The sequence below is a fragment of the Acinetobacter sp. USHLN143 genome (assembly GCF_037145695.1).
In the GTDB taxonomy this organism is placed as follows: domain Bacteria; phylum Pseudomonadota; class Gammaproteobacteria; order Pseudomonadales; family Moraxellaceae; genus Acinetobacter; species Acinetobacter fasciculus.
In genome coordinates this window covers 1-25939 of record NZ_JBBCWZ010000046.1, presented here as the reverse complement: position 1 = coordinate 25939, position 25939 = coordinate 1, and the positions used below count along the sequence as shown (strand labels likewise).

Here is a 25939-nt window from a genome sequence, read left to right as displayed (position 1 = left end):
TTCGATTTTACTGAACACTCTTCAACTGCTCTCGGAATATTCAATAGATGAACTCAATGAGATAGCCACAATGGCATTAGGTATCTCATAGATGTGTAGATACCTATGCCTAAAAGGAGAGGGAATATAAGCCCGAGTGATCGGGCTTATTTCATTCTTTGGATTAGACATCATAAGATTTGAAATTGATAAATTAAAGGATGAGATAGATCAATGAAAACCAAACATTATTTGACTTTAAGCGATGCTGAATTTTTATTAGATCAAGCCCATCAATATGCCATTCAGAACAGTTTTAATGTCAGTATTGCTGTGGTGGATGAAACGGGTCATTTGCTTGCGATGAAGCGTATGGATGGTGCAGCACCGATGACTGCAAATCTGGCCGTCGAAAAAGCCAAATGTTCTGCAATGAGTCGCCGTCCATCCAAGTTGTTTGAAGATATTATTAAAAGTTTAGAGGGGCTGGTTGTCCATTATTTTGTCTAGGATCAGTGTAGAGGTTAGAACTTACCATTTTTCTAGATCTACGCTAGCATAGGTATATATTCGCATAGATTAGAAAAATCCTCTCCCATGCTTTACCCCATGCCCAAAAAAATCCAACTTGCCCTATCTCAAGCCAAATGGCAATTGTCATCCTCTAAATCCGTTTTGGTTTTAGTCGGATTGCAAAACTTGCGTATGCAGCAGGGGATACAAGACAGTTCACTGATGGCAAATTTGATCCAAGTAACCAATAAAGCCAAAGCACTGGATATTCCCATTGTTGATCTATATGGTGATGACCTGATGCAAGGCATGCAGCAATTGGGAGAATATGCCTCAACGCATCCGCAACTAATTTTTGCCGGTCAGGTCACGCCAATGCTGAAACAGATTTTGCCGCATCTGATGAGTGTGACGGATCAAATCGGTGTGGTTGATGATGCGATTTTATTGTCAAATCAAGATCAGCATATTCAGTGGATTGAAAATATTTCGGCACAGGGGATACATCACTTAAATACCTATAGCCTGACTCGCTTATGGGAGTTAAGCGCACCTTCCGAATATGTATTGTCGACCAAAGGTATTATGTTGGCTATCGCAGAACAGCTGGATATGGATGCCTTGGAAATTGATCCCTATGTCGACCTAAAAAATTATGGTCTGGATTCAGTAGCGATGGTGAGTCTGGTTGGTGTATGGCGTGCGCATGGTGCCAATATCCGTTATGAAGATGTGCTAAAGCATCCGTCTTTGCATAAATTGGCAAGCTTTATTTTACAATCCTTAGGTTGATGTGCTGCGATTGAGCATTTTTATGCGCTAAATCGGAAATTTCATCGTCATTTACATAAATGCGCATTGTAATTCTTGGCTAAGCTTTCTATCATTGCCGCCTTGTTTTTCGCGATCAGCCTGGGATTGAACTTTGAGTAATTTTCTAACCGAACATCTGATACATCGTGATGACGATTTCATGGTCATCCACAAACCTGCAGGTTTACTCACAGTTCCCGGTAAAACAGAAGACTTACAAGATTGCCTGATCAACCGTCTGGTCAAACTCGAACCCAAAACTTTACTGATTCATCGACTGGATCGCGATACATCCGGTATTTTGGCCTTTGGTCTGACTAAATGGGGACAAAAAACCATTTCCCGCCAGTTTCAGGAACGCCAGACTGATAAAACCTATCAGGCTGTGGTTGCAGGTACACTCGAAGGTGAAGGCACTATTGAAGTGCCAGTGGTGTATGATCCAAGCCGTCCGCCCTTACATATCGCAGATCCCGCACATCATAAGCCGGCCATCACGCATTGGCAGGCGATTGAACATTTTAATATTCAGGGACAGCCTGTGACCCGGGTGAAACTGACCCCAATTACCGGCCGTTCACATCAGCTACGGGTGCATATGCAATATCTCGGACATCCGATTATTGGCGATACCTTATATGCGACACCCGAACAGCAACAGCTCAGTTCACGTCTATGTTTACATGCGGAACGTTTGAGTTTTTATCATCCTCAAACAGAGCAGCTGGTCGAATTTTATTGTCCGGCGCCGTTCTAGGAAATACTTCTTTAATCGGCGTGAATTATGCTCACTTTTTAGTGAGCTTTATGTCAAAATACATTGCTTGAAGGTATGGAATTTTGCTCCAATGACGTTTCGTGATTGAGCCTAATATTCATAATCTTGTACTTAAGATAAAGGTGGAAAAATTGCAGCAATTTGCTATTGGTCAACGTTGGTTATCAGATACTGAAACAGAACTCGGTTTAGGCGTTCTTATTGATGTTGATGAGCGGTCGGTTAGCATTTTATTCCCGAAAAGCGATGAAACTCGCGTCTATGCACGTAGCAATGCACCCTTATCTCGTATCGTATTTAATGTGAAAGATGAATTACAGGATCAGGAAGGGACCAAATGGATTGTAGAATCCGTGGAAGACCGCAATGGCGTGGTGCGTTATCACGTCATTCGTACCCTGGAAGATGGGACTGAAGAACGTAAATCGCTGAATGAAACCCGCATTGGTGCCACCATCCAGTTGTCCAAGCCTCTAGACCGTTTATTGGCCAGTCAGGTCGATTATAAAGAATGGTATGACCTGCGTATTGAAGCGCTGCTGATGCAGGCCAATATGCAAAGCAGTCCACTGCGTGGTCTGGTCGGTTCACGTGTCGGCCTGATTCCACACCAGTTGTATATTGCGCATGAAGTCGGTCAGCGTTTTGCTCCGCGTGTATTACTGGCCGATGAAGTCGGTCTGGGTAAAACTATCGAAGCCGGTTTGATCATCCATCAACAGCTGAAAACTGGCCGTTCTGAACGCATCCTGATTTTAGTACCAGATTCGCTGCAATATCAGTGGATGATTGAGATGCGCCGTCGTTTCAATCTTGAGTTCTCGTTATTTGATTTGACCCGTACTGCATCAATCAAAGAGCATGATCCTGAACAAAACCCATTCCTGACCGAACAAAAAATTATTGCCTCTGTCGATTTGATGGTCGACCATGAAGATCTGCGTGAACAGGCGCTCGAAGCCGGTTTCGACTTGCTGGTGGTCGATGAAGCACATCATTTGATGTGGAGCGAAGAAGATGGCGGTAATGACCGTTATGATCTGGTCGAAGAACTGGCTGAACATACGCCGGGCGTATTGTTATTGACGGCAACACCGGAACAGCTCGGGGTAGAAAGTCACTTTGCACGCCTGCGTTTACTCGATCCGCAGCGCTTTAACTCGCTGGATCGTTTCCTGGATGAAGAAGCGCAATATCAGCACACCGCTAAAATTGCAGAAGTGTTGATGTCAAATCTGCCACTTGAAGCAGAACATTTGACTGCGATTGAGGCCTTGTTGGGTCATTCAATTGAAGATCATCCTGAGCAGCGTTTCCGTGCCATTCACGAACTTTTAGACCGTCATGGTACCGGTCGTATCCTGTTTCGTAATACGCGTGAAGCCATTCAGGGCTTCCCGGGTCGTGACTGTCAGCCGGCACCATTACCAGCACCGGAACACTGGTCGAAAGATGGTAAGTTGCGTGAGCAAATGTGGCCTGAAGAAGCTCAGCTAGACGGCTCGTGGATGGAAGCCGATCCACGCGTGATGTGGCTGATGGAGCGTTTGCGTACCGATTTAAAACACAAGAAAGTCTTACTGATTGCACGTAGCGGTCCAGTGGTTGAAGCGCTGGAAAATGTACTGCGTTTACATGCCGGTATTCGTACGGCGATGTTCCATGAAGGCATGAGCTTGTTAGAACGTGACCAGGCCGCAGCTTATTTTGCTGAAGATTCGTATGGCGCGCAGATTCTTCTTTGTTCGGAAATCGGTTCAGAAGGACGTAACTTCCAGTTTGCCTCTGATCTGATTCTGTTTGACCTACCTGCGAACCCGGACGTGTTGGAACAGCGTATTGGTCGTCTGGATCGTATCGGTCAGGAAAACCGCATTCAGATTCATGTGCCTTATCTGGTGGGAACTGCACAAGAACGTATGTTCCGCTGGTATAACGAAGCGCTGAATATTTTCAGTAATATTTCTCCAGCTGCACAAACCTTGCAAGAAAATTTTATTGTTCGCTTGAAAGACTGTCTATTGGCAGACAAAGGTCAAGAGTTTGAAGACCTGCTGGAAGAAGTTAGCGTGCAACGTGAAGCGCTGGAAGCTGAATTGCAGGAAGGTAGAGACCGTTTGCTTGAGTACAACTCTTGCCGTCCGGTGGTGGCACAGGAAATTGTCAACGCGCTTGAAGACTATGATGACAATACCACTTTGCCGATTTTCATGAAGCGCTTTATGGCGTCTACGAATATCGACTTTGACGAGCAAAGTAACGGTACAGTGATCATCAAGCCAACCGATCAAATGCAGGTTCAAGGTTTGACGTTGGATGAAGAAGGGATTACAGCGACTTTCTATCGTGATCAGGCACAAATCCGCGAAGATGCGCAATACCTGACACTGGAACATCCATTCACTGAAAGTGTGATGGAAATGATCAATACGCAAGGCTTTGGTAGCACTAACGTTGCGGTACTAAAATCTGCAGCACTGCCACAGGGTTCGGTATTACTTGAAGTATGGTTCAAGGTCGATGTGGTGGCTCCGAAAGCATTGAACTTGCCGTCTAGCTTGCCGCAACAGTTAATCCGTGTCTTGCTCAGTGAAAAAGGCCAGGATCTTTCCCAGAAGATTGCACCAGAAATCCTGAAGCCTTATCTACATCATTTGGATGGCAATAGTTGCCGTCAGGTGGTGAAAGCACGTCGTGATGTGATTGAAGCGCGTTATCAGCAGGCACTTGAACTGGCACGCAGTGCATTGCCTGGCTTCAAGCAGCAAGCCAAAGAAGTCTATGGCAATAAATGGCAATATGAAATTGATCGCCTGACCTATCTGAAACAGTTCAATCCAAGTATCCGTGAAGATGAAATTGCACGTTTACAAAAGTTGCAGAAAGAAGGTTTAAGCCTGCTGGATGGTCTATCGGTAACACCGGAAGCAATTCAGGTGATGGTCGTGGTCAAGCCTTAAGCTTTAAATCATTAAAAAATGCAGCTTTCGGGCTGCTTTTTTTATGGGCAAAATCCGGGTTTATTATTTTTTTGTCGGAGAATGCTGGCCTGTTATTTTTCTCCTGTTTAAAATTGGCCTATTGAATAATAAGAATGACAAAGTATGTCAAAAGCACTGATTACCCTTGGCACAAAGACCAGTCATGGTGGCATGGTGACTGAATGTGAACCCACTTTTTTGATCAATGGTATCACCGTGCATTTAAATGGCATGAAGCATTATTGTCCCAAATGCCAGACCATGGTCACCGCCATTGCTAGCGACTTATCAATTACAGTCAAAGGAAGAGCGATAGTCATCGCGGGGGATAAGGCCAGTTGCGGCGCGACTTTTCTACCGATGCAACATTTGACTGTATCTCAGAAATAGACTTTAAATTCTGAAGAAATACAGAGAAATGACTTTGAGGTCATGCTTTGAGCATTTTTGCACTGCCGAATGAAAGAATAGATCAGTAAGCTCATTCGATGATTTCAGGATGAATACGCACTGCGTTTAAAAAATAATGAAGCAAGCCCTACATTTTACTCATGCCAATGGTATCCCTGCGGCAACTTACCAAAAGTTTCTGGACTATTTTCAGCAAGACTATGAAGTCAAAGCGATTCCCTTGATCGGCATGAATTCGCAATATCCAATTACGCGAGACTGGCGTTATCTGGTTGATGAAGTCATTGCAGATATCGAGCAGCAGTTTCCTCAGCAACAGGTGATTGGTTTAGGGCATTCCTTTGGTGGTCTGGTGACCCTGATGGCGGCGTATCGACGTCCCGAACTATTTTCCAAACTGGTCATTATGGATCCACCATTTGTGATTGGAAAAAATAGCGCCATGTTTGAACTGATTAAAAAGCTGAATCTGAAAAGTGTTGACCGCTATACGCCCGCAGGAATTACGCTAAAACGCAAAGATCATTGGTCATCGAAACAGGATGCTATTGAAGCACTCCGGTTTAACCGCTTATTTAAAAATTTCGATGAGCAGTGTTTTGCTGATTATATCGAGAGCGGCATTCAGCCAGAACCTGAACGTGGTGGGGTGACGTTAACTATTCCAAAACAGATAGAAGCGGAAATCTTCCGGACTGTACCCGCCTGGTGGTGGAGAACACCACGCCGACAGCCTGAAGTGCCAATTCATCTGATGACTGCTGAGCAGAGCCAGTTTTATCAGCAGGGTTTGCCACAAGGGATGCAGAAGATTTATCGGATTAATTATTCTGTGGTCGAGGGCGGGCATATGTTCCCACTTGAGTATCCGGAAGCCACTGCAAAGGCGGTCAAAACCCAACTCGCACTTTTGTAATCATCATAAAAAAAGGGACGTTGATTACGTCTCTTTTATACAGCTTCGTGCAAATCGGGAAATTAACGCAGCTGAGAATCTTCCAGATGACGCGCACCTTCCAGAATCATCCGGATCATGATCATGGTCTGTTCGGCAATTTCTTTACGATCTTCAGCAGGCATATCAATCACATTGGCGCCCATGTTGAACACCAGTTGGGTAATCGCTTTGGCGGCAATATCCGGATGAAATAATTTTTTATTGTTTAGACGTTCCAGACGAATCAAATCATCCTGAAGTTCCTGCTGAAAATAATTTAACTGGCGTTCTACTGCCTGTTTATAAGATTTGGAACCGGTATAACCTTCACGTAATAACAGGCTCAGATTGCCTTCATCGGCATCCAGCTGGGCAATAAAAACTTCCACAGAACTGCGGATGATGCTGTTCTGGCGAGAAGCTTGCAGACGTGCTTCATGCAAAATCTGACGCAATACAATTCCGGCACGATCAATCAGCTCAATGGCCAGTTCATCAATATCTTTAAAATGACGATAGAAGCTGTTCGGTGCAATACCAGCTTCACGCGCGACTTCACGTAGACTTAAAGAGGAAATACTTTTTTGTGGCCCAATCAGATTCAACGCAGCCTGAAACAGTTCTTCCTTGGTAATGGTGGCCTTGCGACCGACACTCCGTACGATAATCGGCTCATCAATGCTTTTCGATTGTAATAAAGATGCGTCACTGCTTATTTTCATTGAAGGCTCGTTCATCGATAGGTTCATGCATGAATCATTTTATTATAACCGAGCCAGTCAAGCTTGTGAAATGAATAGAAACAATACGGTTGTATATACAAATATATATACATGTGTATAATAATTCAAAACCTCAAGGTGATGTCGCAAACGATGCATGTACTCCAAAAACTTAAAACGCCGTTGAATGCACTGTCTGATAGTGTTGTTGATCAGCATGCGATTAATTTCTGGATTCAGAAACTCAATCCTATATGGTCGTTGAATCAGCCATTAGGCAAGATCGTGCATAAAGAAAATGCCGCACAGGATATACTGAGTCTGAAAATTCAAGTGAATCGCTTATTTAAGTTTGGTGAAGCAGGGCAGCATCATCCGGTCTATGTGGTGGTAAACGGCATCCGTTATGAACGTAGCTATAGTTTGACCCGTGTAGATGCGCAACATGTTTTATTGACCGTGAAAAAAGTCAATGCCGGTAAAGTCAGTACCTGGTTGGCAGAACAGGCACAAGTAGGTGATGTGATCGAATTTGGTCAGCCTTATGGTGATATGACCTTGCCTGTGCAGACGAGTCCATTGATCTTGCTTGCAGCAGGGAGTGGTATTACCCCAATGCTCAGTATGCTGGAAAGCTTGAGCAAAAAAGGTGAACTATCTGCACCGGTTACTCTCTGGTACTGGGTTAAAAAAGATCAGGATGCCGCATTTAAAGCACGGTTTGAAGAACTTGCTCAAAAACATGCAAATTTCTCATTTCATGTGTATGCCACTCAAGAACAGCCAGCTGCTGCACGTCTTGATGAAACCTATCTGACCGATCTGCAAAATCTGGAAAATAGCATCGTATATTGCTGTGGCCCTTCAGGTTTTGTATCTAAAGCAGAACAGCTTTTTGCTCAGGCAAAACAGTTTAAAGGTGAAGCATTTAGCATGAGCTTGGCGGATCAATCGGATACCGGCTTTATTAATGTCACCCTGACCCAGTCGAAAAAAATTGTCAGCATTCCAAAAGGCCAGTCCATTCTGGTGAGTCTGGAACAGCAAAATATTAAACCGACCCATGGTTGCCGTATGGGCATTTGTAATAAATGTGCCTGCAATAAAGTAGAAGGTTCGACCAAGAATTTGGTCAACGGTGCGCAAAATACCGAACCCGGTAACCTGCTCAAAATTTGTATTAACTCAGCGCAGACTGACCTTGTCATCGACTTATAAGCGAGTTTTATCCTATGAATATGCCAGTAAAATTACAGTATTTTAAAAATCCTAAAAACCGTGAATTAACCCAGTTTGAACTTGATGAACTTGCACGTGAACTTGATGCAATTAAACAAGAAGTGCTAGATGATCTGGGTGAAAAAGACGCCAAATATATCCGTCGTGTCTATTCAACCATTCGCTATTCATCGATTGCCGGTCGTGCTTTGCTGTTTGCAGGCTGGTTCCCGCCAGCGTGGTTGTTGGGGACAGGCCTGTTGGGCTTTGCCAAAATCATGGAAAATATGGAACTGGGTCATAACGTCATGCACGGTCAATATGACTGGATGAATGATCCTAAATTGAATGGTCAGACCTATGAATGGGATATCGTAGGGACTTCAGACAACTGGCGTCAAACACATAACTTTAAGCATCATACCTATACCAATATCAAGGGTATGGATGATGATATCGGTTATGGTTTATTACGCCTCTTCCCGGAACAGCGCTGGAAACCGGGTTATTTACTACAACCAATTTATGCAGTGCCATTCTGTTTATTGTTCCAGTGGGGTGTTGCGATTCAGAATCTTGAATTGGGTAAATACTTCAAAGGTCGCAAAAGCAAAGAGCAGACCAAAGAAGAATGGCGTCCAATGCAGAGCAAAATTGGTAAACAGTTGTTTAAGGATTATGTATTCTTTCCACTCATCGCAGGTCCTGCGGCTTTACCGGTTTTGACCGGCAATATGGTGGCCAATGGTCTGCGTAATATCTGGACATTCAGTATCATTTTCTGTGGTCACTTTACCAAAGATGTGGAAGTATTCCCGAAATCGGTACTGCAAAATGAAAGTCGTGGTCACTGGTATATGCGCCAGATTCGTGGTTCATCCAATCTGACTGGTTCTGAAGCGTTTCATATCTTGACGGGTCATTTAAGTCATCAGATTGAACATCATTTGTATCCTGATGTACCTGCACGTCGCTATCGTCAAATGGCACCGAAAGTTCAGGCTGTTTGTGAAAAATATGGTTTGAACTATAACAATGCCAGCTTGGTAAAACAGTACGGTAGTGTGATCAAACGTATTGTGAAATATGCATTTCCGTTTAAGAAATAATTTTTCTTAAAGCTAAAAAAACTACTTCAAATGAAGTGGTTTTTTTAGCTAGGAGGCGAATACTTCAGGAAGTAAAAATCCTGATTACGAAGCTATTTAAGATGATTTCAAGGCATAAAGTAAAAAAGTTAATCTGCCATTTATAGCGTTGTCTAAAGGTGTTTAGTAGGTTAACCCGATAGAATGGAAAGGACTAATATGGCATCGAATGAGCTGAAATATTAATTTTTGGAAGCTGTTGATCTTGACCCTCAAAATAGCTTTGCTGCGCCAGACTGAGCATTTCTATATCTTCCTTGCTATTCCCATAAGCATAAATTTCAGCATAATTATCCAGATTATATTTTTCTAGAATTCTAATTTTCTTTTGTGTGTTACTACAGTCAGGAGTTTGATAAAACCCTGTCAATTTCCCAGCTTTGATTTCAACTTCGCTACAGATTAAATCGATATTTAAATAACTGCACACCGGTTTAAGATACAAATCCAATGAGGCTGATACCAGCACGACTTCATGTCCTAATTGTTGATGCTGTTTAAGTTGTTCTAATAATTTCGGATTCAACTTGAATATTAGTTGTTGTGCATAATCCTGAGCTAATTGCAGAATTTCCTCTGCATCACTGTTTTTAAACATGCTGGCATACAATTTGGGTCGCATGCGGTGTGCCGGATAGAAATTTAAATAATAGGCCTGTATCCATGGCAAAATTTGCATGCCGCGTTTTACAATATGCCGTTTTCTTAAGGCATGGAAAATGAACCCGGTAAAGCTATCATGTAGATACAGGGTTCCATCAAAATCAAATAAGGCTAGAGTTTTAGATTTTTGATTTTGCGCATGCATGTTTGATATCGACCATCGACGCGGGTAGCAAACCAGTTAGTATTATAATCACGACTTAATTTTGGTCCGGATATGACCACTTCAGGCATAATGGCATAGATAGGATCTTTACCCGTTTTTTCCTGATAAAGCTTGCTGACACCACGATAAGTCATCGTATCTTCAAAGTCTTTATCTTTTTCTTTCTTTAAATCAGCTCGGATTTGACGTTCAGTGATAATAAAATTATTTTTGGCAAAAACACTGATTAACTCACGCTCAGATTGACTCTTCTGCGAACGGATCGCGCCATCTTTAGTATAGAGCAATAAGTCGCCATCCAGATCAAGTTCGGCTTCAGTTAAATCATTTAACATGCTCTGAAAAGCGGCATTTCGACTGGAATACATGCCCGAGTTATAGTCCGCAAAACGATAAATTGGCTTGTCATAATCCGCCGGATACATCATCAGGCGATGAATCCCATAATACAGACCGCCATATTGACTGTAGAGATCGGTACGTAACTCTGCGATATTGCCGCCTTGGCGTTTATGTTCTTTCGCATAGCTGATATGTACCTGCATTGAACCCAAGGTGGTAATTGGATTCATTTTCTCGCCAATATTCTGGCCGACCAGTTTGGCAGCACCAGTCAGGGCACTAACATAATAGTGCTTCGACATATAGTCAAATATTTCACGATATAATTCGTCGAGTTCACGTTCCGTTTTGACCCGGCGCATCTGGCTCAAGTAGTTGTCTTCAGGACTTGGGTGATTCTTGAGAACTTCCTGGAAATATCCTGCAACTGTGCCACCAATCGCTTGACCGAGTTTATCTTTGAATTTTTCATCAAGGCGACCTTGGACTTCCTTAACCGCCTTTTCACCCAAACCCGGAACAGTAGGATCTGCAACAAAGTTAGATTCCTGATCAACCACTGCCACAATCGTACAAACATTTTCCTTGGTTTGAGGAATGCCAAGCTGCTCTGTGATGTCATAAATATCTTGTGCCCAAGACTCACGTTGGTTGACACGGCTTGGAATAGCTTTACGAATATGTTCAACTTCAAGTGTCGGTTCATCCTCTTTTGACCACCATGAACCATTGCCACAGCCGGCAAGACTCAGAGAAAGTGCAAGTACAGACAATGACTTAAAAGAAAAACAAGAAGCGAAAGTTTTATTCATGGTGTCGTAAATTAATTGAAAAGATGAGCGAATAAGGCAGATGCAGTATACTATGCCCATCAAAAAAGTGATGAATTTATATGTATATTGGTCCATATCAACTGTCAAACAATTTGATTGTCGCTCCCATGGCAGGTGTGACCGATCGTCCGTTTAGAACCTTGTGCAAATACTTTGGTGCAGGCCATGCGGTCAGTGAAATGATGACATCTGACAAAACTTTGCGCATGAGTAAAAAGAGCTTATATCGTGCCAATTTTGATGGAGAGCTGGCACCGATTTCAGCGCAGATTGCTGGTTCAGATCCCCATGATCTGGCTGAAGCGGCACGTTATCAGGTGGCCAATGGTGCGCAAATTGTTGATATTAATATGGGCTGCCCAGCCAAAAAGGTCTGTAACCGACTCGCCGGTTCTGCTTTATTGCAGGATGAAGATCTAGTTGCGCGTATTCTGGATGCAGTTGTGGCTGCAGTTGATGTGCCAGTGACCTTAAAAACCCGTCTTGGTTATTTGAACGGCCAGGAAAATATTATACGGGTCGCCAAACGTGCTGAACAAGCCGGAATTGCGGCACTGGCTTTACATGGCCGTACCCGTGAAGATATGTACCTGAATACCGCGCGTTATTCTTTAATCAAAGACGTAAAGGAAATGTTGAAGATTCCCGTGATTGCTAACGGTGATATCGACAGTCCGGAAAAAGCCAAATATGTGCTGGATTATACTGGTGCAGACGCAATTATGATTGGTCGTGCAGCACAAGGTCGGCCCTGGATTTTTCGTGAAATTGCCCATTATTTGAAAACCGGTCAACATCTTGATGCACCGAGTATTACAGAAGTTAAAGATGTACTGCTGGGACATTTGACAGAATTATACGAATTTTACGGCGAGTATTCCGGCTGCCGGATTTCCCGTAAACATATTGCTTGGTACACCAAAGGTTTGCGTTCCAGCAACGAGTTTCGCCAGAACATGTATCAGGTGGAAAATACGGCTGACCAGTATCGTGTGGTAGAAGATTATTTTAATGCATTGCTAGAACATGGTTTAACCATGAATGATGTACAAGTCGAGCAGGTGAATTTACTGGAAACCAAGTAATGACGGGCAAAATTCAGCGAATCATTTAATATTTTTTGCATGAAATCCCTACCTTTTTTATCTTGAGCGGGCTGATTTTTGCATTCTGTTTACACTTCAGCCTGTCTAATACATAGCAGCACAGTTTGTTCACTTAAACTGGACAGGACTTGGACATTGCTTACTCAAGCTTCCTCTATGATGAACCTATCCAGATATAAACCAGATGTGATCCATCTTGTTTATCGTCATCATTGAGGGAGATCTGTAATGACAAATACCAATCGTCCAGTCACAGAGTTTAGCCATAAAACGTCAACGGAATTGCCACAAGAACGCAGTGAAGGCATAAATATCAATCCGACTGATACTAACGCTCGTCCAGATTTGAATACACCCGTGAAAGATAATCCTCGTGTTCCAGACATGAATGAAGGTGAGGATAATCTGGCTGCGACCAGTGCCGGTACTTTGGGTGGAGCTGCGGTAGGCGCAGTTGCAGGTCTAGTAGGTGGTCCTCCAGGTGCAGTGGTGGGTGGTATTATCGGTGGAGTAGTTGGCGGTATTGCAGGTAATGACATTGCAACGCCTGATCATGGGAAGCAGACAGATAATTACCAGCACCCAGAGAACTTTCCTGAGGCAGATAACTATCGACATCCAGATCATTTGAGAGCAGAAGATAATTACTGGAGAGATGAGTATCATAATCGCCCGTATTTCAATGAAACGCGTAGCACATATGGCGATCTAGATTATGATCGTGATTATCGCGGTGCTTACCGGGTCGGTTATGAAAATCGTCCGATGTATGAGCATGATACGGATTTTGACCGTGCCGAACCTGAACTGCGTACCAAGTGGGAACAGTTAAAAGGTGAGTCCCGCCTCAACTGGGAAGAAGCGAAATTTGCAGTTAAAGATGCCTGGCATCGTGTCACACGCTAATTCTAGATAAATTAAAAACCTCTCCATGTGGAGAGGTTTTTTTATGATTCAAGTATTAAAGATGCTTCATTTCCAGTATGAGCTGGTTAATCAGATCGGAAGCTTCCATTTCACGAATCTGTGCTACGTTCGAACCTGCCCAGAATGCACCATAACCTTGATCCCCATGTTTGGCAGCAGCAGCATGTAATTGCTTGGCCAGATCATAAGTATATGGATAGGCCGGAACATCCAGTCGCTCCGGTGTATCCACCTCAATATGCCAGTGGTTAATGATGCCGCGTGCAGGACGACCGGAAATGCTGGCACTGACTTGAGTGAGTGGCTTGGAAAATAGGGCTTTACGATAAGCCTCATTGGCATTGGAAGATTTGCATTGCACAAATGCAGTCCCGAGTTGCACGGCATCTGCACCGAAATCCATCATTTGACGCGCTTGCTCACCCGTCATAATCCCGCCTGCCGCTACAATCGGCAAGGAAGAATGCTGTTTGATCAGTTTCACCAGATTCGAGGTTTTGACTGAAGCATCAAACTTGGTGCTAAAAATCCCACGATGGCCGCCAGCTTCAATCCCCTGTGCAATAATGATATCAATTCCGGCTGCCTCAATAGCTTTGGCTTCGGCAAAATTGGTGGCAGACACCATGGTCAGAATCCCGGCCTGTTTGAGGGCTTGAATTTGATGTGGATGCGGAATCCCAAAATGAAAGCTGACTGCTCGCGGTTTGGTTTCCAATACCAGATTCAGGAAGTCATCATTGTCTTTAAAACTCGGATAAATACACTTCAAATGCTGGGGTGCCTGAGCGCCATATTTGGCAAATTTATCTTTAAACTGGGCAATCCAGGCCTGCGCTACAGCTTCATCTAGAGGCATACTGTCATGACAGAAAAAATTGACCTGAAAAGGGCAATCTGTCAATTCCTGGGTCTTTAAAATCTGTTGTCGCGCTGCATCAATACTGCTGGCCCCCAGACCCAGTGAACCCAAGCCACCCTGATTGGACACTTCGGCAGCAAGCTCGGGCGTAGAGACACCTGCCATCGGTGCCAAGAAAATAGGGTGTTTAATTCCGAGATTTTCTAATAAAGACATAGATTTGCTCCTTGTTATGCTTTTACTTTGCCTTTGAGCACAAAATTAAGCAAATCATATTGGTTATTTTATTTTGAAATACTGCAGCATGGGTTACGTGTTATTTACATTTCTTGCGACACGCTATGTCGTCAAAGAGACGGATTATTTATAGGTCTAGAAATTAAGACTTTATAATAGCTTTTTGGTCACATATTCTCTGAGCTCATGTCTGATCGTATCCGTGAAAAACTGCAAATTTTAGCCGATGCTGCCAAATATGATGTGTCGTGCTCATCCAGTGGTAGCAATCGTAAAAATAAAGAAAAGGGTGTGGGCAATACCGGCAATGGCATCTGTCATAGCTATACCGAAGATGGCCGCTGTGTTTCCTTGCTGAAAATTCTGTTCTCTAATGTCTGTATTTTTGACTGTTCCTATTGTGTTTCGCGCCGTTCCGCTGATGTCCAGCGTGCAGCATTTACCGTGCAGGAAGTCGTGGATCTGACCATGAATTTTTATCGGCGTAATTATATTGAGGGGCTGTTTCTCAGTTCGGGTATTTTTAAGTCGGCGGATCACACCATGGAACGGATGCTGCAAGTGGTCAAAAAACTTAGACTCGAAGAAAACTTTAATGGCTATATTCATCTGAAAACTATTCCGGGTGCATCACAGGAGATCATTACCGAAGCCGGACTGTATGTCGACCGTATGAGTATTAATCTGGAAATGCCAACAGAAGCAGGACTGCAAAAATTTGCGCCTGAGAAAACCCATGCTGAAGTACAAAAAGACTTGGGCATTGTGCGTGACCGGTTGATCCAGCTCAAAGATGAACGCAAGCTGATCAAGTCAGTCCCCAAGTTTGTACCTGCCGGACAAACTACACAGATGGTGGTGGGCGCGCATAGTGAAACCGATCAGGACATTATTTTGATGGCTGACCGGCATTACAAGGAATTCAAGCTGAAAAGGGTGTATTTCTCTGGTTATATCCCGATTAATCCTGAAGATAAAGCCTTACCCGCCATCGGTTCAGCACCGCCATTATTAAGAGAAAATCGTCTGTATCAATCTGACTGGCTGATGCGTTTTTATGGCTTTGCTGCTGATGAAATTGTCGATGAGCAGCATCCGAATCTGGAGCTGGATATTGATCCCAAACTCAGTTGGGCCTTGCGTCATCCTGAAGCCTTTCCAGTCGATATTAACCGTGCCGACTATAAAATGATTCTACGGGTACCCGGTATAGGTGTACGTTCTGCCCAGAAAATTGTACAGGCCCGCCGTTTTGGACAGATTCATATTGACCAGCTAAAACGCATGGGCGTGGCTTATAACCGGGCGCAGCATTTTATCTGCTGTGCAGATACACCGAAATTTAAGAAAGATCAGCAGTCCCATCAGATTCGCCAGCAAATTTTGATGTCAGGACAATCCAAATATCAGCAGCAACTTTCACCTCAATTAGGATTGGGTTTCTAGTGGCAAGTTACTGTTTTGATGGCAGCATGACTGGTCTGCTCAGTTGTGTATTTCGTGCTTTCGAGTTTAAAGAATTTAACGTGATAGTGACGGCCAATCCTCAAGCACAAACAGGTTTATTTGATGAATTTATCCATGTGGCCTCTAATGATCAGCATGGGCAGCGGGTGTGGCAGGGATTAAAGCAGAAAGTATCTTCCAGCAGTTTGCGTGCTTTTTACTATACGTTTTTGTCAGAGCAGGAAGCAGCGTTCCAGACTCTTTTTGATTTTGCAGTCTATGTCTTTCAAAACCAGCGTCCAGTCGATAAAGATTATGGTCATACTGCGGTGATCGGCATGTCGCAATGGGCCAAGCAAGTGGGGCGGGAAAAGCATCGTATGGAGGCTTTTGTACGCTTTAAAAAAGCCAAAGATGGTTTGTTTCTGAGTCTGGTCAGACCGGATTTTAATGTCTTGCCGATTATTTCCCGACATTTTCAGGAGCGTTATCAGGATCAAAGCTGGCTGATTTATGACGAGCAGCGTAATTACGGTATTTATTATGATTTAAGGCAGATGCATCAGGTCGAGATGAACGCTGAAATAATCGATCCACAAATCCGGATTGGTCATAGTCAATCATTCAGTATTGAACTGGATGATCAAGAGCTGCTATATGATCAGCTCTGGAAAGACTATTTTAACAGTGTGAATATTCAGGCGCGCAAGAACATGAAATTGCATATTCAATATGTGCCAAAGCGCTACTGGCGTTATATGAATGAGAAATTACTTTAAACAGTACATCAAGCTGCTTTCAGGCATAATAAGCATTGGTATATTTAAATTGAGTGTATAAACATGAAGGTATGGCTAACGTCATTAGCGCTGCTCACTGGATTAACTGCATGTTCGGAACAACCACAAAAACCGGTCGTAGATCCAGCCAAATATCAGGTTCAGACCGCACAGGAACTGCAGCAACGTTTTGATGCACTCAATGTCCAGTTAGCCCAAGACTTTCAGAAATTTAAGAAAGTCGAAAGCATTGCTTTCGCACACCAGTTTCCTTTAGATGTCAATAATCTGCAAAGCTTGAACCAGCATCTCGTTAGCAGTACCGCATTAAAACCTAGTAAAATCGCCTATTGCGATATGATGAATAGTTATTTTGCCGATATGTTCCGTTTGGGACATTACAATCTGGAACTGGTCGATGACATTAAATTGCCCAATGCCAAGAATGAAAATTTAAAAGCTAATTTCTCTGATGCTGATCATTTTTATACCTTTATTCTGGATCGTTATACGACTTATCGTCAGGTTCAGCAGACCATGGGTTATGGCTGTAATTTAAAAGCTGCGCTGTAAATCCTAAAGCCAGAAAAAAGCCCATCACAGATGGGCTTTTTTGATTTTAAGCATTAGCAACCGGTCAGTTTTTCAGGCTGCGGTTTTTCATTCGGGAAGAAGATCGGACGAAGTTTTACCCCAATGCCATTGCCGATAAAGGCAAACACCAGCCATAACCAGCCATGCAGACTACCCGACGCAATTCCACTGAAATATGCACCGATATTACAACCATAAGCCAGTCTTGCGCCATAGCCCAGCATTAAGCCACCTACAACAGCAGCAATCAGTGAGCGCTTTGGAATATTAAAATTCGGCGCAAATTTACCTGCCAAGCTAGCTGCCAATAAAGCACCCAGCATGATACCGAAGTTCATCATTGAGGTAATATCAAACCATAATGATTCTGCCAGTGCTTTGGCATTGCCTGCTTTTTGCCAATAATCCCAAGAAGCTACATCAACACCCACAAGCGTAGCACCTTTGGCACCCCAAACTGCCAGCGCAGAGGTCACGCCCCAAGGACGACCTGCGAGTGCCAGAGTCGCAAAATTGAGCAAGGTCAGAATAATACCGCCCCAAATCAGAGGCCATGGACCACGAACAAAGCGCTTCCAGCCCTGATGTTCACTGCTTGGCTCAATTTCCAGGCTGCCATGACGTTTCTTTTCGAAATAAACAGTCGCCGCAGCAATGATGGCAAAAACGATAAAGCTCAACAGCAATCCAGGGAGGACGCCTAAACTTTCTACTATGGAAATCGGTTCAAGATGTGGCAGGGCAAACCACCAGTCAAGGTGCGAGGTCGCAATCACAGACCCGATACAGAAAAACAGTAGCGTTACCAACATACGTGCACTACCGCCACCCACGGTATATAGCGTACCTGATGCACAACCGCCACCGAGCTGCATACCAATACCGAAAATAAAGGCGCCAATCATAACTGACATGGAAACAGGGTTAACGTTGCCTTTGACTGGATTACCGAACAATTCACCTGCACCTAAAGTCGGGAAGAACAGCAAAACGGCCAGAGCGAGCATAATCATTTGTGCGCGTAAACCACGACCGCGACGTTCCTTGATAAAGACACGCCAGCTCGAAGTAAAACCAAATGAAGCATGATACAGGGTCATGCCCAGTGCACCACCAACCAAAAATAATAAGGCCTGATTTAAGCCTACGATTTGATAGGCACCGATTGTACCTATGATAAGCAAGATAAAAGCTGCCCAGACCGAAATATTCGACCGTTGGGAAGCAGCAACAATGACTGACATGGGAGATTGAATTTTAAAAATAAAGGCTGGTATTCTACTGAATTTCAGTTTAAATGCAGCCCGTTTTGCGTAGTGAATCACAATTAATTCATTCTAATACTTGATAAGTTTTATCAGTTTATCTGATTTTATCCACTCACTTAGATAAAAAATTGATCCCCTCAAGAAATAATGCAATTTCAATTTAGATCATTCGATATTTAAAATCATCTCTGATAAAAAAGCCTGCAATCGCAGGCTTTTAAACATCAAACTGAATGCTAAAATCAGTTTTCAGCTTTTTCCCGAACTTCTCCGGCACCTTCTTCAACTGCCGCTGCAGTTGCTGCAGTTGCTTTACGTGCTGCTTCCGCAGTGGCATCTGCTGCTCTAGACGTTGCAGCAGCTGCTTCGTCCGCTGCCTGAGCAGTATTTTCTGCGGCATTATCCATTGCTCGTTCGGTTTCTACCGCAGCCTCACGGCTGGCATCTTCCATATCATGACCGGCTTGATTGGCTGCATTTTCTAAATGCTCACCTGTGGTTGCGCCGGTTTCAGGCGCTTCTTCTTTACTACAGCCGACTAAGGCAACAGTGGTCGCCAAACCTAAAGCAATCAGTAATTTATTCATCGAGTAATATCCTTTTGTTGTTGTAGAGCTGCAATCTAATTTAGCAGCCATTTATTTAGATTTATGCTAGCAAATAGATCAACATTTGTTGATTAACTGTAACTTTTTTCGATACTTATACTATAATGGCTCAGTCGGAAGTTGTTTTAAGTTTCATGGAATAGTGATATTCACAGAGAGGGAAGTCTTAATAGTATCATTCGATAGGCAGGTTATAGTATGAAGCTTGGCATTTAAATATTTGTCATCACGACCTAGAGATAATTCTAAAGATGAAGAAATGAAAGACATAAAAAAAGCCCGCATGATGCAGGCTTTTTTTAAGAAAAACTTATAGACCAGCAGACGCTTTAAGCGCTTCCACTTTGTCAGTTTTTTCCCAGGTAAAGGCAGTATCAGAACCTTCACGACCGAAGTGACCATAAGCAGCAGTTTGCTTATACATCGGCTGGATCAGGTCAAGCATACGGGTAATGCCATATGGACGTAAGTCGAAATGTTCACGAACCAGTGCAATAATCAATTCTTCAGAGACTTTTGCAGTATTGAAGGTATTGATTGAAATTGAAGTTGGCTCAGCAACACCAATTGCATAAGACACCTGAATTTCACACTTGTCAGCCAGGCCAGCAGCAACGATGTTTTTCGCTACATAACGACCTGCATATGCAGCAGAGCGGTCAACTTTAGATGGATCTTTACCAGAGAAAGCACCACCGCCGTGACGTGCCATACCACCGTAGGTATCTACGATAATTTTACGTCCAGTCAAACCACAGTCACCCACAGGACCACCGATCACAAACATACCCGTTGGGTTGATGTGGAATTTGGTCTCTGCATGGAACATGTCAGCAGGAATGATTTTCTTCACGATTTCTTCAATCACAGCTTCTTTCAGGTTTGCTTGAGTGATTTCAGGATCATGTTGAGTCGAAAGAACGACTGCATCTAAACGAACTGGTACGCCATTTTCATAAGCAAACGTTACCTGGCTTTTTGCATCTGGGCGTAACCATGGCAAGGTGCCATTACGGCGTAATTCAGCCTGTTTTTCCATCAAGCGATGCGCATATGAAATCGGCGCAGGCATTAATACATCAGTTTCGCGGCTTGCATAACCAAACATCAAGCCCTGGTCACCGGCACCCTGATCTTCAGGTTTCTGGCGGTCTACACCCTGAGCAATTTCAGGTGACTGTTTACCAATCATGTTGATCACGGCACAGGTTGAGCCATCAAAACCAAGATCAGAATGGTGATAACCAATTCCGTTTACGGTATGACGTACAATTGCCTCAAAATCAACATTTGCTGTCGTTGTGATTTCACCGGCAAGTACAACCGCACCTGTTTTTACAAGCGTTTCACAAGCAACCCGTGCATATGGGTCTTCTTTTAAGATTGCATCCAAAATAGCGTCACTGATTTGGTCAGCCATTTTATCTGGATGGCCTTCGCTTACAGATTCCGAAGTAAATACAGCGTACTCGCGCATAGTCCTATCACAGTTAATTTTAAAGACCCGATATGTTACATCGAGTTGCGCTCTAGGACTAGCTTAACAGGACAAAATTGGTCGAAATTGTTTCAAATTATTGTGTTTTTAATTGATTAATAGAATTAAAAAAATTGATATGTCTATTTAGGCAGCATTATTGATTGGGGAATATGAAGCAACAATATTTTAATCTGTCAGACTGTCAGAAAATTAAATGCTTAGATTTCCGATTAAATCTTAAAAAAATAGACGATAGAAAAAATACAAAGCTCAAAATTCAAAATTTACTTAAGCAAGTGATCATTACATCAATAAAGCAGATTCAGACTGTGCGCCTTGCGACCAACTGTCTTGTCGATGTTCAAGCGTGTCTTCATATTAGCGCTAAGTCTTCCACATTAGCTGGTTAGGAGTGGCGACATCTTTTGCTATGGACTTCTTGGAGCAAGACTGTACGGAGATCAGAAATCATGTATCAAAAGGCATTTACCCTGATTGAAGTACTGATCGTACTCATCATCATCGCGATTTTAGTAACGATGGCTTTTATGAGTTATCAAGCTTATGTCGTGCGTAATCAATTGGCCGAAGTATTTGAGCAAGCTGGAGCATATCGAACCCAGTTTATTGCTTCGGATCAGCACTGTGATGCCGGACGCGAGATTGGTGGGCATGGTCAATATATCGAAAAAGTGATCATTAACGCTACGTGCCGGATAGAGTTCAAGATACGAGAGCAGGGAGTAGATGCTGCGATTCGCGGGAAATCGGTTGCTTTTGATGTTCATAGTGGCAAATGTTATTCCACTGATATTCAGCAGCGCTATTTGCCTAAAGACTGCCAAGGGCAATAACTCTCCCGAAGTTGAAAATTAGCCTAAGCAAATTAGGTTTCACCTGTATATCAAAAAATCCTACCCATATTTTATAAAATTTAGTACAAATTACATTATGACTAGTTTAGTTAATTGTATAGATTTTCTTCAAAAATAATGATGTGAGACATATGAAATAGAAACAAAATCAGCATAAATTCAATCCTGTCTATCTGCTTAAATTGTAGATACAGACAATAAAGTTAGCTAGGAAATGAGGGATAATTCAATCTGAAAACTGGTAGAGAGAAGCGAAGCCGAAGAAGAAATGTGGAATAATTGTACGATAAGGCAAGAGACACTCAATAAACTGATAAATATTGTTGGTTAGTCTTTACCCCTCGCTGTTTTTTTAAGACAATAGACAGCAGTTTTGAAAGTCTTTTCATCATTTCCTATTTCTGAATATTTTGGACTCTGATTTATGACAACCCCGCTTAATGAACGTCGTATTGCAAACGCAATTCGTGTATTGGCAATGGATGCTGTGCAAAAAGCAAACTCAGGACATCCAGGTGCTCCAATGGGGATGGCAGATATCTCTGATGTGGTTTGGCGTGAATTCATGAACCACAACCCTACCAACCCGAATTGGGCAAACCGTGACCGTTTTGTATTGTCAAATGGCCATGGCTCTATGCTTCAATATGCGCTTCTTCATTTAACGGGCTACGATCTTTCGATTGAAGATCTAAAAGCATTCCGTCAACTTCATTCTAAAACACCTGGTCACCCGGAATTGGGCTATGCGCCAGGAATTGAAACGACGACTGGTCCTTTAGGTCAAGGCATCGCGAATGCTGTTGGTTTTGCACTGGCTGAAAAAACCCTAGCTGCACAATTTAACAAAGACGATATCCAAGTTGTAGATCACTTCACTTACTGCTTCCTTGGCGATGGCTGTTTGATGGAAGGTGTTTCTCACGAAGCATGTTCTTTGGCAGGAACATTGGGTCTGGGCAAATTGATTGCTTACTATGACGACAATGGCATCTCGATTGATGGCGAAGTGGAAGGCTGGTTCTCTGACGATACAGAACAACGCTTCCTGGCGTACGGCTGGCAAGTGATTAAAGTTGATGGCCACGATGCAGATGCAATCCGTCAGGCAACTTTAGAAGCTAAAGCTGAAACTGCTAAACCAACCATCATTATTTGTAAAACTGTGATTGGTCTGGGTTCACCAAACAAGCAAGGTAAAGAAGACAGTCATGGTGCACCACTCGGTCATGACGAAATCGTCTTGACTCGTGAAGCACTAGGCTGGACTGATGAAGCATTTGTAATTCCTGAAGATGTTTATGCAGCTTGGGATGCGAAAGCCAAAGGTGCTGAATCAGAAGCAGCTTGGAACGAAACATTTGCTGCTTATGCTGCAAAATATCCAGCTGAAGCAGCTGAGCTTAAACGTCGTTTATCTGGTGAATTACCGGCTGACTTCGTTGCAAAAGCGGATGCTTATATTGCAGAAGTGAATGCCAAAGCTGAAACGATCGCAACGCGTAAAGCGAGCCAAAATGCATTACAAGCACTTGTTCCATTATTGCCAGAAGTTCTAGGTGGTTCTGCGGATCTTGCAGGTTCTAACCTGACCCTTTGGAAAGGCGCGCAAGGCGTACAGGACAATCCGGCAGGTAACTACGTACACTATGGCGTACGTGAATTCGGTATGACTGCAATCGCGAATGGTGTTGCACTGCATGGCGGTTTTATCCCTTACGTAGCAACATTCCTGATGTTTATGGAATATGCACGTAATGCCGTACGTATGTCTGCATTGATGAAACAGCGCGTGATCCATGTGTATACGCATGACTCAATTGGTCTGGGTGAAGATGGTCCAACGCATCAACCTGTTGAGCAGATCGCATCCCTTCGTGGTACGCCAAATCTAAACACATGGCGTCCATGTGACACGGTTGAAGCGGCAATTTCTTGGAAATCTGCATTAACGCGTGCTGAAGGTCCAACCGCATTGATCTTCTCCCGTCAGAATTTGCCATTCCAAACCCGTACTCAAGCTCAAATTGAGAACGCTGCGAAAGGTGGTTATGTACTGGCTGAAGAAAAAGGCGAATTGAAAGCCATCATTATTGCAACTGGTTCTGAAGTATCTCTGGCAATGGAAGCTTATGCACAGCTTGAAGGCGTGCGTGTCGTGTCTATGCCATGTGCTGAAGAATTCATGAAGCAAGATGCAGCTTATCGTGAAGCGGTTCTTCCATCAAATATTCGTGCACGTGTTGCTGTTGAGGCTGCACATGTTGATTACTGGTGGAAATTTGTGGGTCTTGATGGTCGCGTAATCGGTATGACCACTTATGGCGAATCTGCACCTGCAAAAGATCTGTTCCAGTTCTTCGGTATTACTACTGAAGCAGTGGTTGCAGCTGTAAAAGAGATTACTGCATAATCAACTGATTAGGCGGTTTATTAAAAGACGCTCCATTTTTGGGGCGTCTTTTATTTTTTCGCTTTTTAGCGTTGTTTTCATGTGGCAATCGTTAGAAAGTTCTCCCATAGTCGAAATGAAAGAGTGAGATGAACATGAGCTTGTATGAACAAATTAACGATGAAATTACTTTAATGGATGCAGGCGAACTCAAGTGGATCGGACAGGAATTACCTCTTGAAGCGATGGTTGCAGTTGATTTAATGCTGCAAGAATTAGCCGAAGAAAAGGTCATTAAAGTGCGTCGTAAAAATCATGAAAAGACGACTGGCCTAAAACAGGTTGATCGTATTCTGGTTGAAAAACTTTAAACATAATGCATGAAAAGTCCCTGATTGGGACTTTTTTTATGCCGGATGATTTTCATCTGACAGGTTGCTTATGAGCACCAGATGAGATAAAGCTAAGTTTAGGCCGCTATAAAAATTCAGCGACCACTATTGAAACGACTTAAATTAAAGAAATAAGCCAAAGAAGCAGTTAAACATGAATATACAGTGCCAGATCCAGATCAAATCTCTAGAGCAAATATCACAGCCGGAATGGCTATTTTTATGGCAAGACTATCAACGCTTTTATCAGACCCAAATTTCGGATGAGGTAAGTAAAAATACCTGGGATAAATTAACTAATTATGAGTTAGATTCAATGTACGGTTTTGCGGCCTTGATTGATGGAAAGGTCGTAGGGATTGTGCATGTCATCGAACATAACAGTAGCTGGACAGTAAGACCCTATGCCTATTTGCAGGATCTATTTACCCATCCTGATTATCGCGGACAGGGCGTGGCGCGCAAGCTGATTCAGCATGTCTATCAGGTCGCGCAGCAGCGTAATTGCGACCGGGTTTACTGGCTGACTCATGAATTAAACCATCAGGCACAAGCGTTGTATAACAAAGTCGCCAAGAAAACTGGATTCATCCAGTACCGTATGGATTAAAGCTCAAAAATTAAAAAAATAACTTACAATTTTATCGTTTCATCGCTGCAACAAAACGTTTTATCTTTAGGGCTGTAAACAGTTCCAGATTCTATACACTTAATAACATCCAAAACGTGAGATAAAAACATGAATTTCAAAACATTAGCATTAGGCTTGGCGGTCGCATCTGTAGCAACAGTTTCTATGGCAAAACCAGTGGCCTATACGATTGACCCGACTCATTCAGCAACGGTGTTCTCTTGGAGCCACTTTGGTTTCTCTACACCATCTGCAAACTTCAGTGACATCCAGGGTACGATTAATGTTGATAATGTAAAACCTGCGAATTCTTCGGTCAATGTGAATATCCCGGTTGCAAGCATTAATACGAATGTGAAAGCGCTGGATGACCATATTAAGACAGCAGAATTTTTTGATGCTGCCAAATATCCGAATATCACTTTTAAAAGTACTAAAGTTCAGGCTTTAGGCAAAAACAAATACAAAATCACCGGTAACTTAACCGTAAAAGATGTCACTAAACCTGTGGTACTGGACGCAGTTTTAAATAAACAAGGCGTGCACCCAATGACAAAATTACAAACGATTGGTTTCAATGCAACCACTTCATTTAACCGTTCAGCCTTTGGGGTAGGCGGTTATGTTCCAAATGTGGGCGATAAAATTACAGTAAACATTACTACCGAGGCTTCTGTACCTGCTCCGAAAAAATAAGCATGACAAATTAAAAAAGCACCCAACTGGGCATTGCTGTCCCACAATTTTTCACAAGAGGAAGCTCATTTGAGCTTCCTCTTGTTTTATGGGTATTTTATCGGGTGAAAATAAAGCTTTTAAAGTTCTTCTTTCAAACAAA

At 43.0% G+C, this 25939-nt stretch carries 24 protein-coding genes and 1 pseudogene; 18 read left to right on the top strand and 7 right to left on the bottom strand.

Annotation, left to right across the window (positions count from 1 at the left end):
* Positions 1–213: 213 nt before the first annotated feature.
* The 6 genes and pseudogenes from WFH18_RS11855 to WFH18_RS11830 form a co-directional block, all read left to right on the top strand.
* Positions 214–453, top strand: a pseudogene (locus WFH18_RS11855) (GlcG/HbpS family heme-binding protein); the annotation flags it as partial.
* A 123-nt stretch (positions 454–576) separates the two neighbouring features.
* Positions 577–1284 (top strand): phosphopantetheine-binding protein, encoded by a 708-nt coding sequence (locus tag WFH18_RS11850; RefSeq protein ID WP_034439404.1) that lies wholly within the window; start codon positions 577–579, stop codon positions 1282–1284.
* Positions 1285–1417: 133 nt separating this feature from the next.
* Positions 1418–2062 carry an RluA family pseudouridine synthase gene (locus tag WFH18_RS11845; RefSeq protein WP_004279998.1) on the top strand — a complete coding sequence of 215 codons (645 nt, stop codon included), beginning with the start codon at positions 1418–1420 and terminating at the stop codon, positions 2060–2062.
* A gap of 143 nt (positions 2063–2205) precedes the next feature.
* Positions 2206–5043, top strand: a complete 2838-nt coding sequence (gene rapA / locus WFH18_RS11840) for an RNA polymerase-associated protein RapA (protein ID WP_121979934.1) — start codon at positions 2206–2208, stop codon at positions 5041–5043.
* 144 nt (positions 5044–5187) lie between these two features.
* Positions 5188–5454: a PAAR domain-containing protein gene (locus WFH18_RS11835; protein ID WP_004729900.1), complete on the top strand. Its 267-nt coding sequence runs from the start codon at positions 5188–5190 to the stop codon at positions 5452–5454.
* A 136-nt stretch (positions 5455–5590) separates the two neighbouring features.
* Positions 5591–6391 (top strand): alpha/beta fold hydrolase, encoded by an 801-nt coding sequence (locus tag WFH18_RS11830; RefSeq protein ID WP_004729899.1) that lies wholly within the window; start codon positions 5591–5593, stop codon positions 6389–6391.
* A gap of 62 nt (positions 6392–6453) precedes the next feature.
* Here the strand turns inward: WFH18_RS11830 and fabR are convergent, their stop codons facing one another.
* Positions 6454–7134: an HTH-type transcriptional repressor FabR gene (fabR, locus tag WFH18_RS11825; RefSeq protein WP_004729898.1), complete on the bottom strand. Its 681-nt coding sequence runs from the start codon at positions 7132–7134 to the stop codon at positions 6454–6456.
* Positions 7135–7287: 153 nt separating this feature from the next.
* Here fabR and WFH18_RS11820 point away from each other — a divergent pair, with 153 nt between their 5' ends.
* Positions 7288–8352, top strand: a complete 1065-nt coding sequence (locus WFH18_RS11820) for a flavin reductase family protein (RefSeq protein ID WP_034439545.1) — start codon at positions 7288–7290, stop codon at positions 8350–8352.
* A 14-nt stretch (positions 8353–8366) separates the two neighbouring features.
* Positions 8367–9461 carry a fatty acid desaturase family protein gene (locus WFH18_RS11815; RefSeq protein ID WP_004646650.1) on the top strand — a complete coding sequence of 365 codons (1095 nt, stop codon included), beginning with the start codon at positions 8367–8369 and terminating at the stop codon, positions 9459–9461.
* Between the two features lie 193 nt (positions 9462–9654).
* Here the strand turns inward: WFH18_RS11815 and WFH18_RS11810 are convergent, their stop codons facing one another.
* Together WFH18_RS11810 and WFH18_RS11805 are read right to left on the bottom strand one after the other, a co-directional pair.
* Positions 9655–10308: an HAD-IB family hydrolase gene (locus WFH18_RS11810; RefSeq protein WP_004729896.1), complete on the bottom strand. Its 654-nt coding sequence runs from the start codon at positions 10306–10308 to the stop codon at positions 9655–9657.
* The gene (locus WFH18_RS11805; RefSeq protein ID WP_121979936.1) at positions 10275–11483 is read right to left on the bottom strand and encodes a DUF1615 family protein; all 1209 of its coding nucleotides are present in this window, start codon (positions 11481–11483) and stop codon (positions 10275–10277) included. The genes WFH18_RS11810 and WFH18_RS11805 overlap by 34 nt, the downstream gene beginning before the upstream one ends.
* Positions 11484–11563: 80 nt before the next feature.
* Here WFH18_RS11805 and dusB point away from each other — a divergent pair, with 80 nt between their 5' ends.
* Both dusB and WFH18_RS11795 read left to right on the top strand, forming a co-directional pair.
* The gene (gene dusB / locus WFH18_RS11800) at positions 11564–12589 is read left to right on the top strand and encodes a tRNA dihydrouridine synthase DusB (RefSeq protein WP_004279984.1); all 1026 of its coding nucleotides are present in this window, start codon (positions 11564–11566) and stop codon (positions 12587–12589) included.
* A gap of 249 nt (positions 12590–12838) precedes the next feature.
* Positions 12839–13516, top strand: coding sequence for a hypothetical protein (locus WFH18_RS11795; protein ID WP_121979937.1), 678 nt, complete (start codon positions 12839–12841; stop codon positions 13514–13516).
* Positions 13517–13571: 55 nt separating this feature from the next.
* Here WFH18_RS11795 and WFH18_RS11790 read toward each other — a convergent pair whose 3' ends face one another.
* Positions 13572–14615: an NAD(P)H-dependent flavin oxidoreductase gene (locus tag WFH18_RS11790; protein WP_005263131.1), complete on the bottom strand. Its 1044-nt coding sequence runs from the start codon at positions 14613–14615 to the stop codon at positions 13572–13574.
* 207 nt (positions 14616–14822) lie between these two features.
* On the opposite strand from WFH18_RS11790, the gene WFH18_RS11785 reads away from it, so the two are divergent.
* From WFH18_RS11785 to WFH18_RS11775, 3 genes are all read left to right on the top strand, one after another.
* The gene (locus WFH18_RS11785; RefSeq protein ID WP_005263130.1) at positions 14823–16082 is read left to right on the top strand and encodes a putative DNA modification/repair radical SAM protein; all 1260 of its coding nucleotides are present in this window, start codon (positions 14823–14825) and stop codon (positions 16080–16082) included.
* A complete protein-coding gene (locus WFH18_RS11780; protein WP_004279976.1) occupies positions 16082–16861 on the top strand; it encodes a TIGR03915 family putative DNA repair protein in 780 nt (259 codons plus the stop codon). Before WFH18_RS11785 ends, WFH18_RS11780 begins: the two co-directional genes overlap by 1 nt.
* 63 nt (positions 16862–16924) lie before the next feature.
* On the top strand, positions 16925–17434 hold the full coding sequence (locus WFH18_RS11775) for a hypothetical protein (protein ID WP_004646660.1): 510 nt from the start codon (positions 16925–16927) through the stop codon (positions 17432–17434).
* A 53-nt stretch (positions 17435–17487) separates the two neighbouring features.
* Here WFH18_RS11775 and WFH18_RS11770 read toward each other — a convergent pair whose 3' ends face one another.
* From WFH18_RS11770 to metK, 3 genes are all read right to left on the bottom strand, one after another.
* The gene (locus tag WFH18_RS11770; RefSeq protein WP_005263127.1) at positions 17488–18699 is read right to left on the bottom strand and encodes a YeeE/YedE family protein; all 1212 of its coding nucleotides are present in this window, start codon (positions 18697–18699) and stop codon (positions 17488–17490) included.
* Between the two features lie 266 nt (positions 18700–18965).
* Positions 18966–19310: a hypothetical protein gene (locus tag WFH18_RS11765; protein WP_005104359.1), complete on the bottom strand. Its 345-nt coding sequence runs from the start codon at positions 19308–19310 to the stop codon at positions 18966–18968.
* A 331-nt stretch (positions 19311–19641) separates the two neighbouring features.
* Complete coding sequence (gene metK, locus WFH18_RS11760) at positions 19642–20808, bottom strand: methionine adenosyltransferase (protein WP_004729886.1); 1167 nt, start codon at positions 20806–20808, stop codon at positions 19642–19644.
* Positions 20809–21281: 473 nt separating this feature from the next.
* Between metK and WFH18_RS11755 the strand changes: the two genes are divergently transcribed.
* The 5 genes from WFH18_RS11755 (at position 21282) to WFH18_RS11735 (ending at position 25797) form a co-directional block, all read left to right on the top strand.
* Positions 21282–21665 (top strand): pilin, encoded by a 384-nt coding sequence (locus WFH18_RS11755; RefSeq protein ID WP_005263117.1) that lies wholly within the window; start codon positions 21282–21284, stop codon positions 21663–21665.
* Between the two features lie 445 nt (positions 21666–22110).
* Complete coding sequence (gene tkt / locus WFH18_RS11750) at positions 22111–24099, top strand: transketolase (protein WP_005263115.1); 1989 nt, start codon at positions 22111–22113, stop codon at positions 24097–24099.
* A 134-nt stretch (positions 24100–24233) separates the two neighbouring features.
* Positions 24234–24449: a hypothetical protein gene (locus WFH18_RS11745; RefSeq protein ID WP_004729883.1), complete on the top strand. Its 216-nt coding sequence runs from the start codon at positions 24234–24236 to the stop codon at positions 24447–24449.
* A gap of 175 nt (positions 24450–24624) precedes the next feature.
* Complete coding sequence (locus WFH18_RS11740; protein ID WP_004729882.1) at positions 24625–25080, top strand: GNAT family N-acetyltransferase; 456 nt, start codon at positions 24625–24627, stop codon at positions 25078–25080.
* A gap of 129 nt (positions 25081–25209) precedes the next feature.
* Positions 25210–25797, top strand: coding sequence for a YceI family protein (locus WFH18_RS11735; protein WP_004729881.1), 588 nt, complete (start codon positions 25210–25212; stop codon positions 25795–25797).
* Positions 25798–25939: the final 142 nt, after the last annotated feature.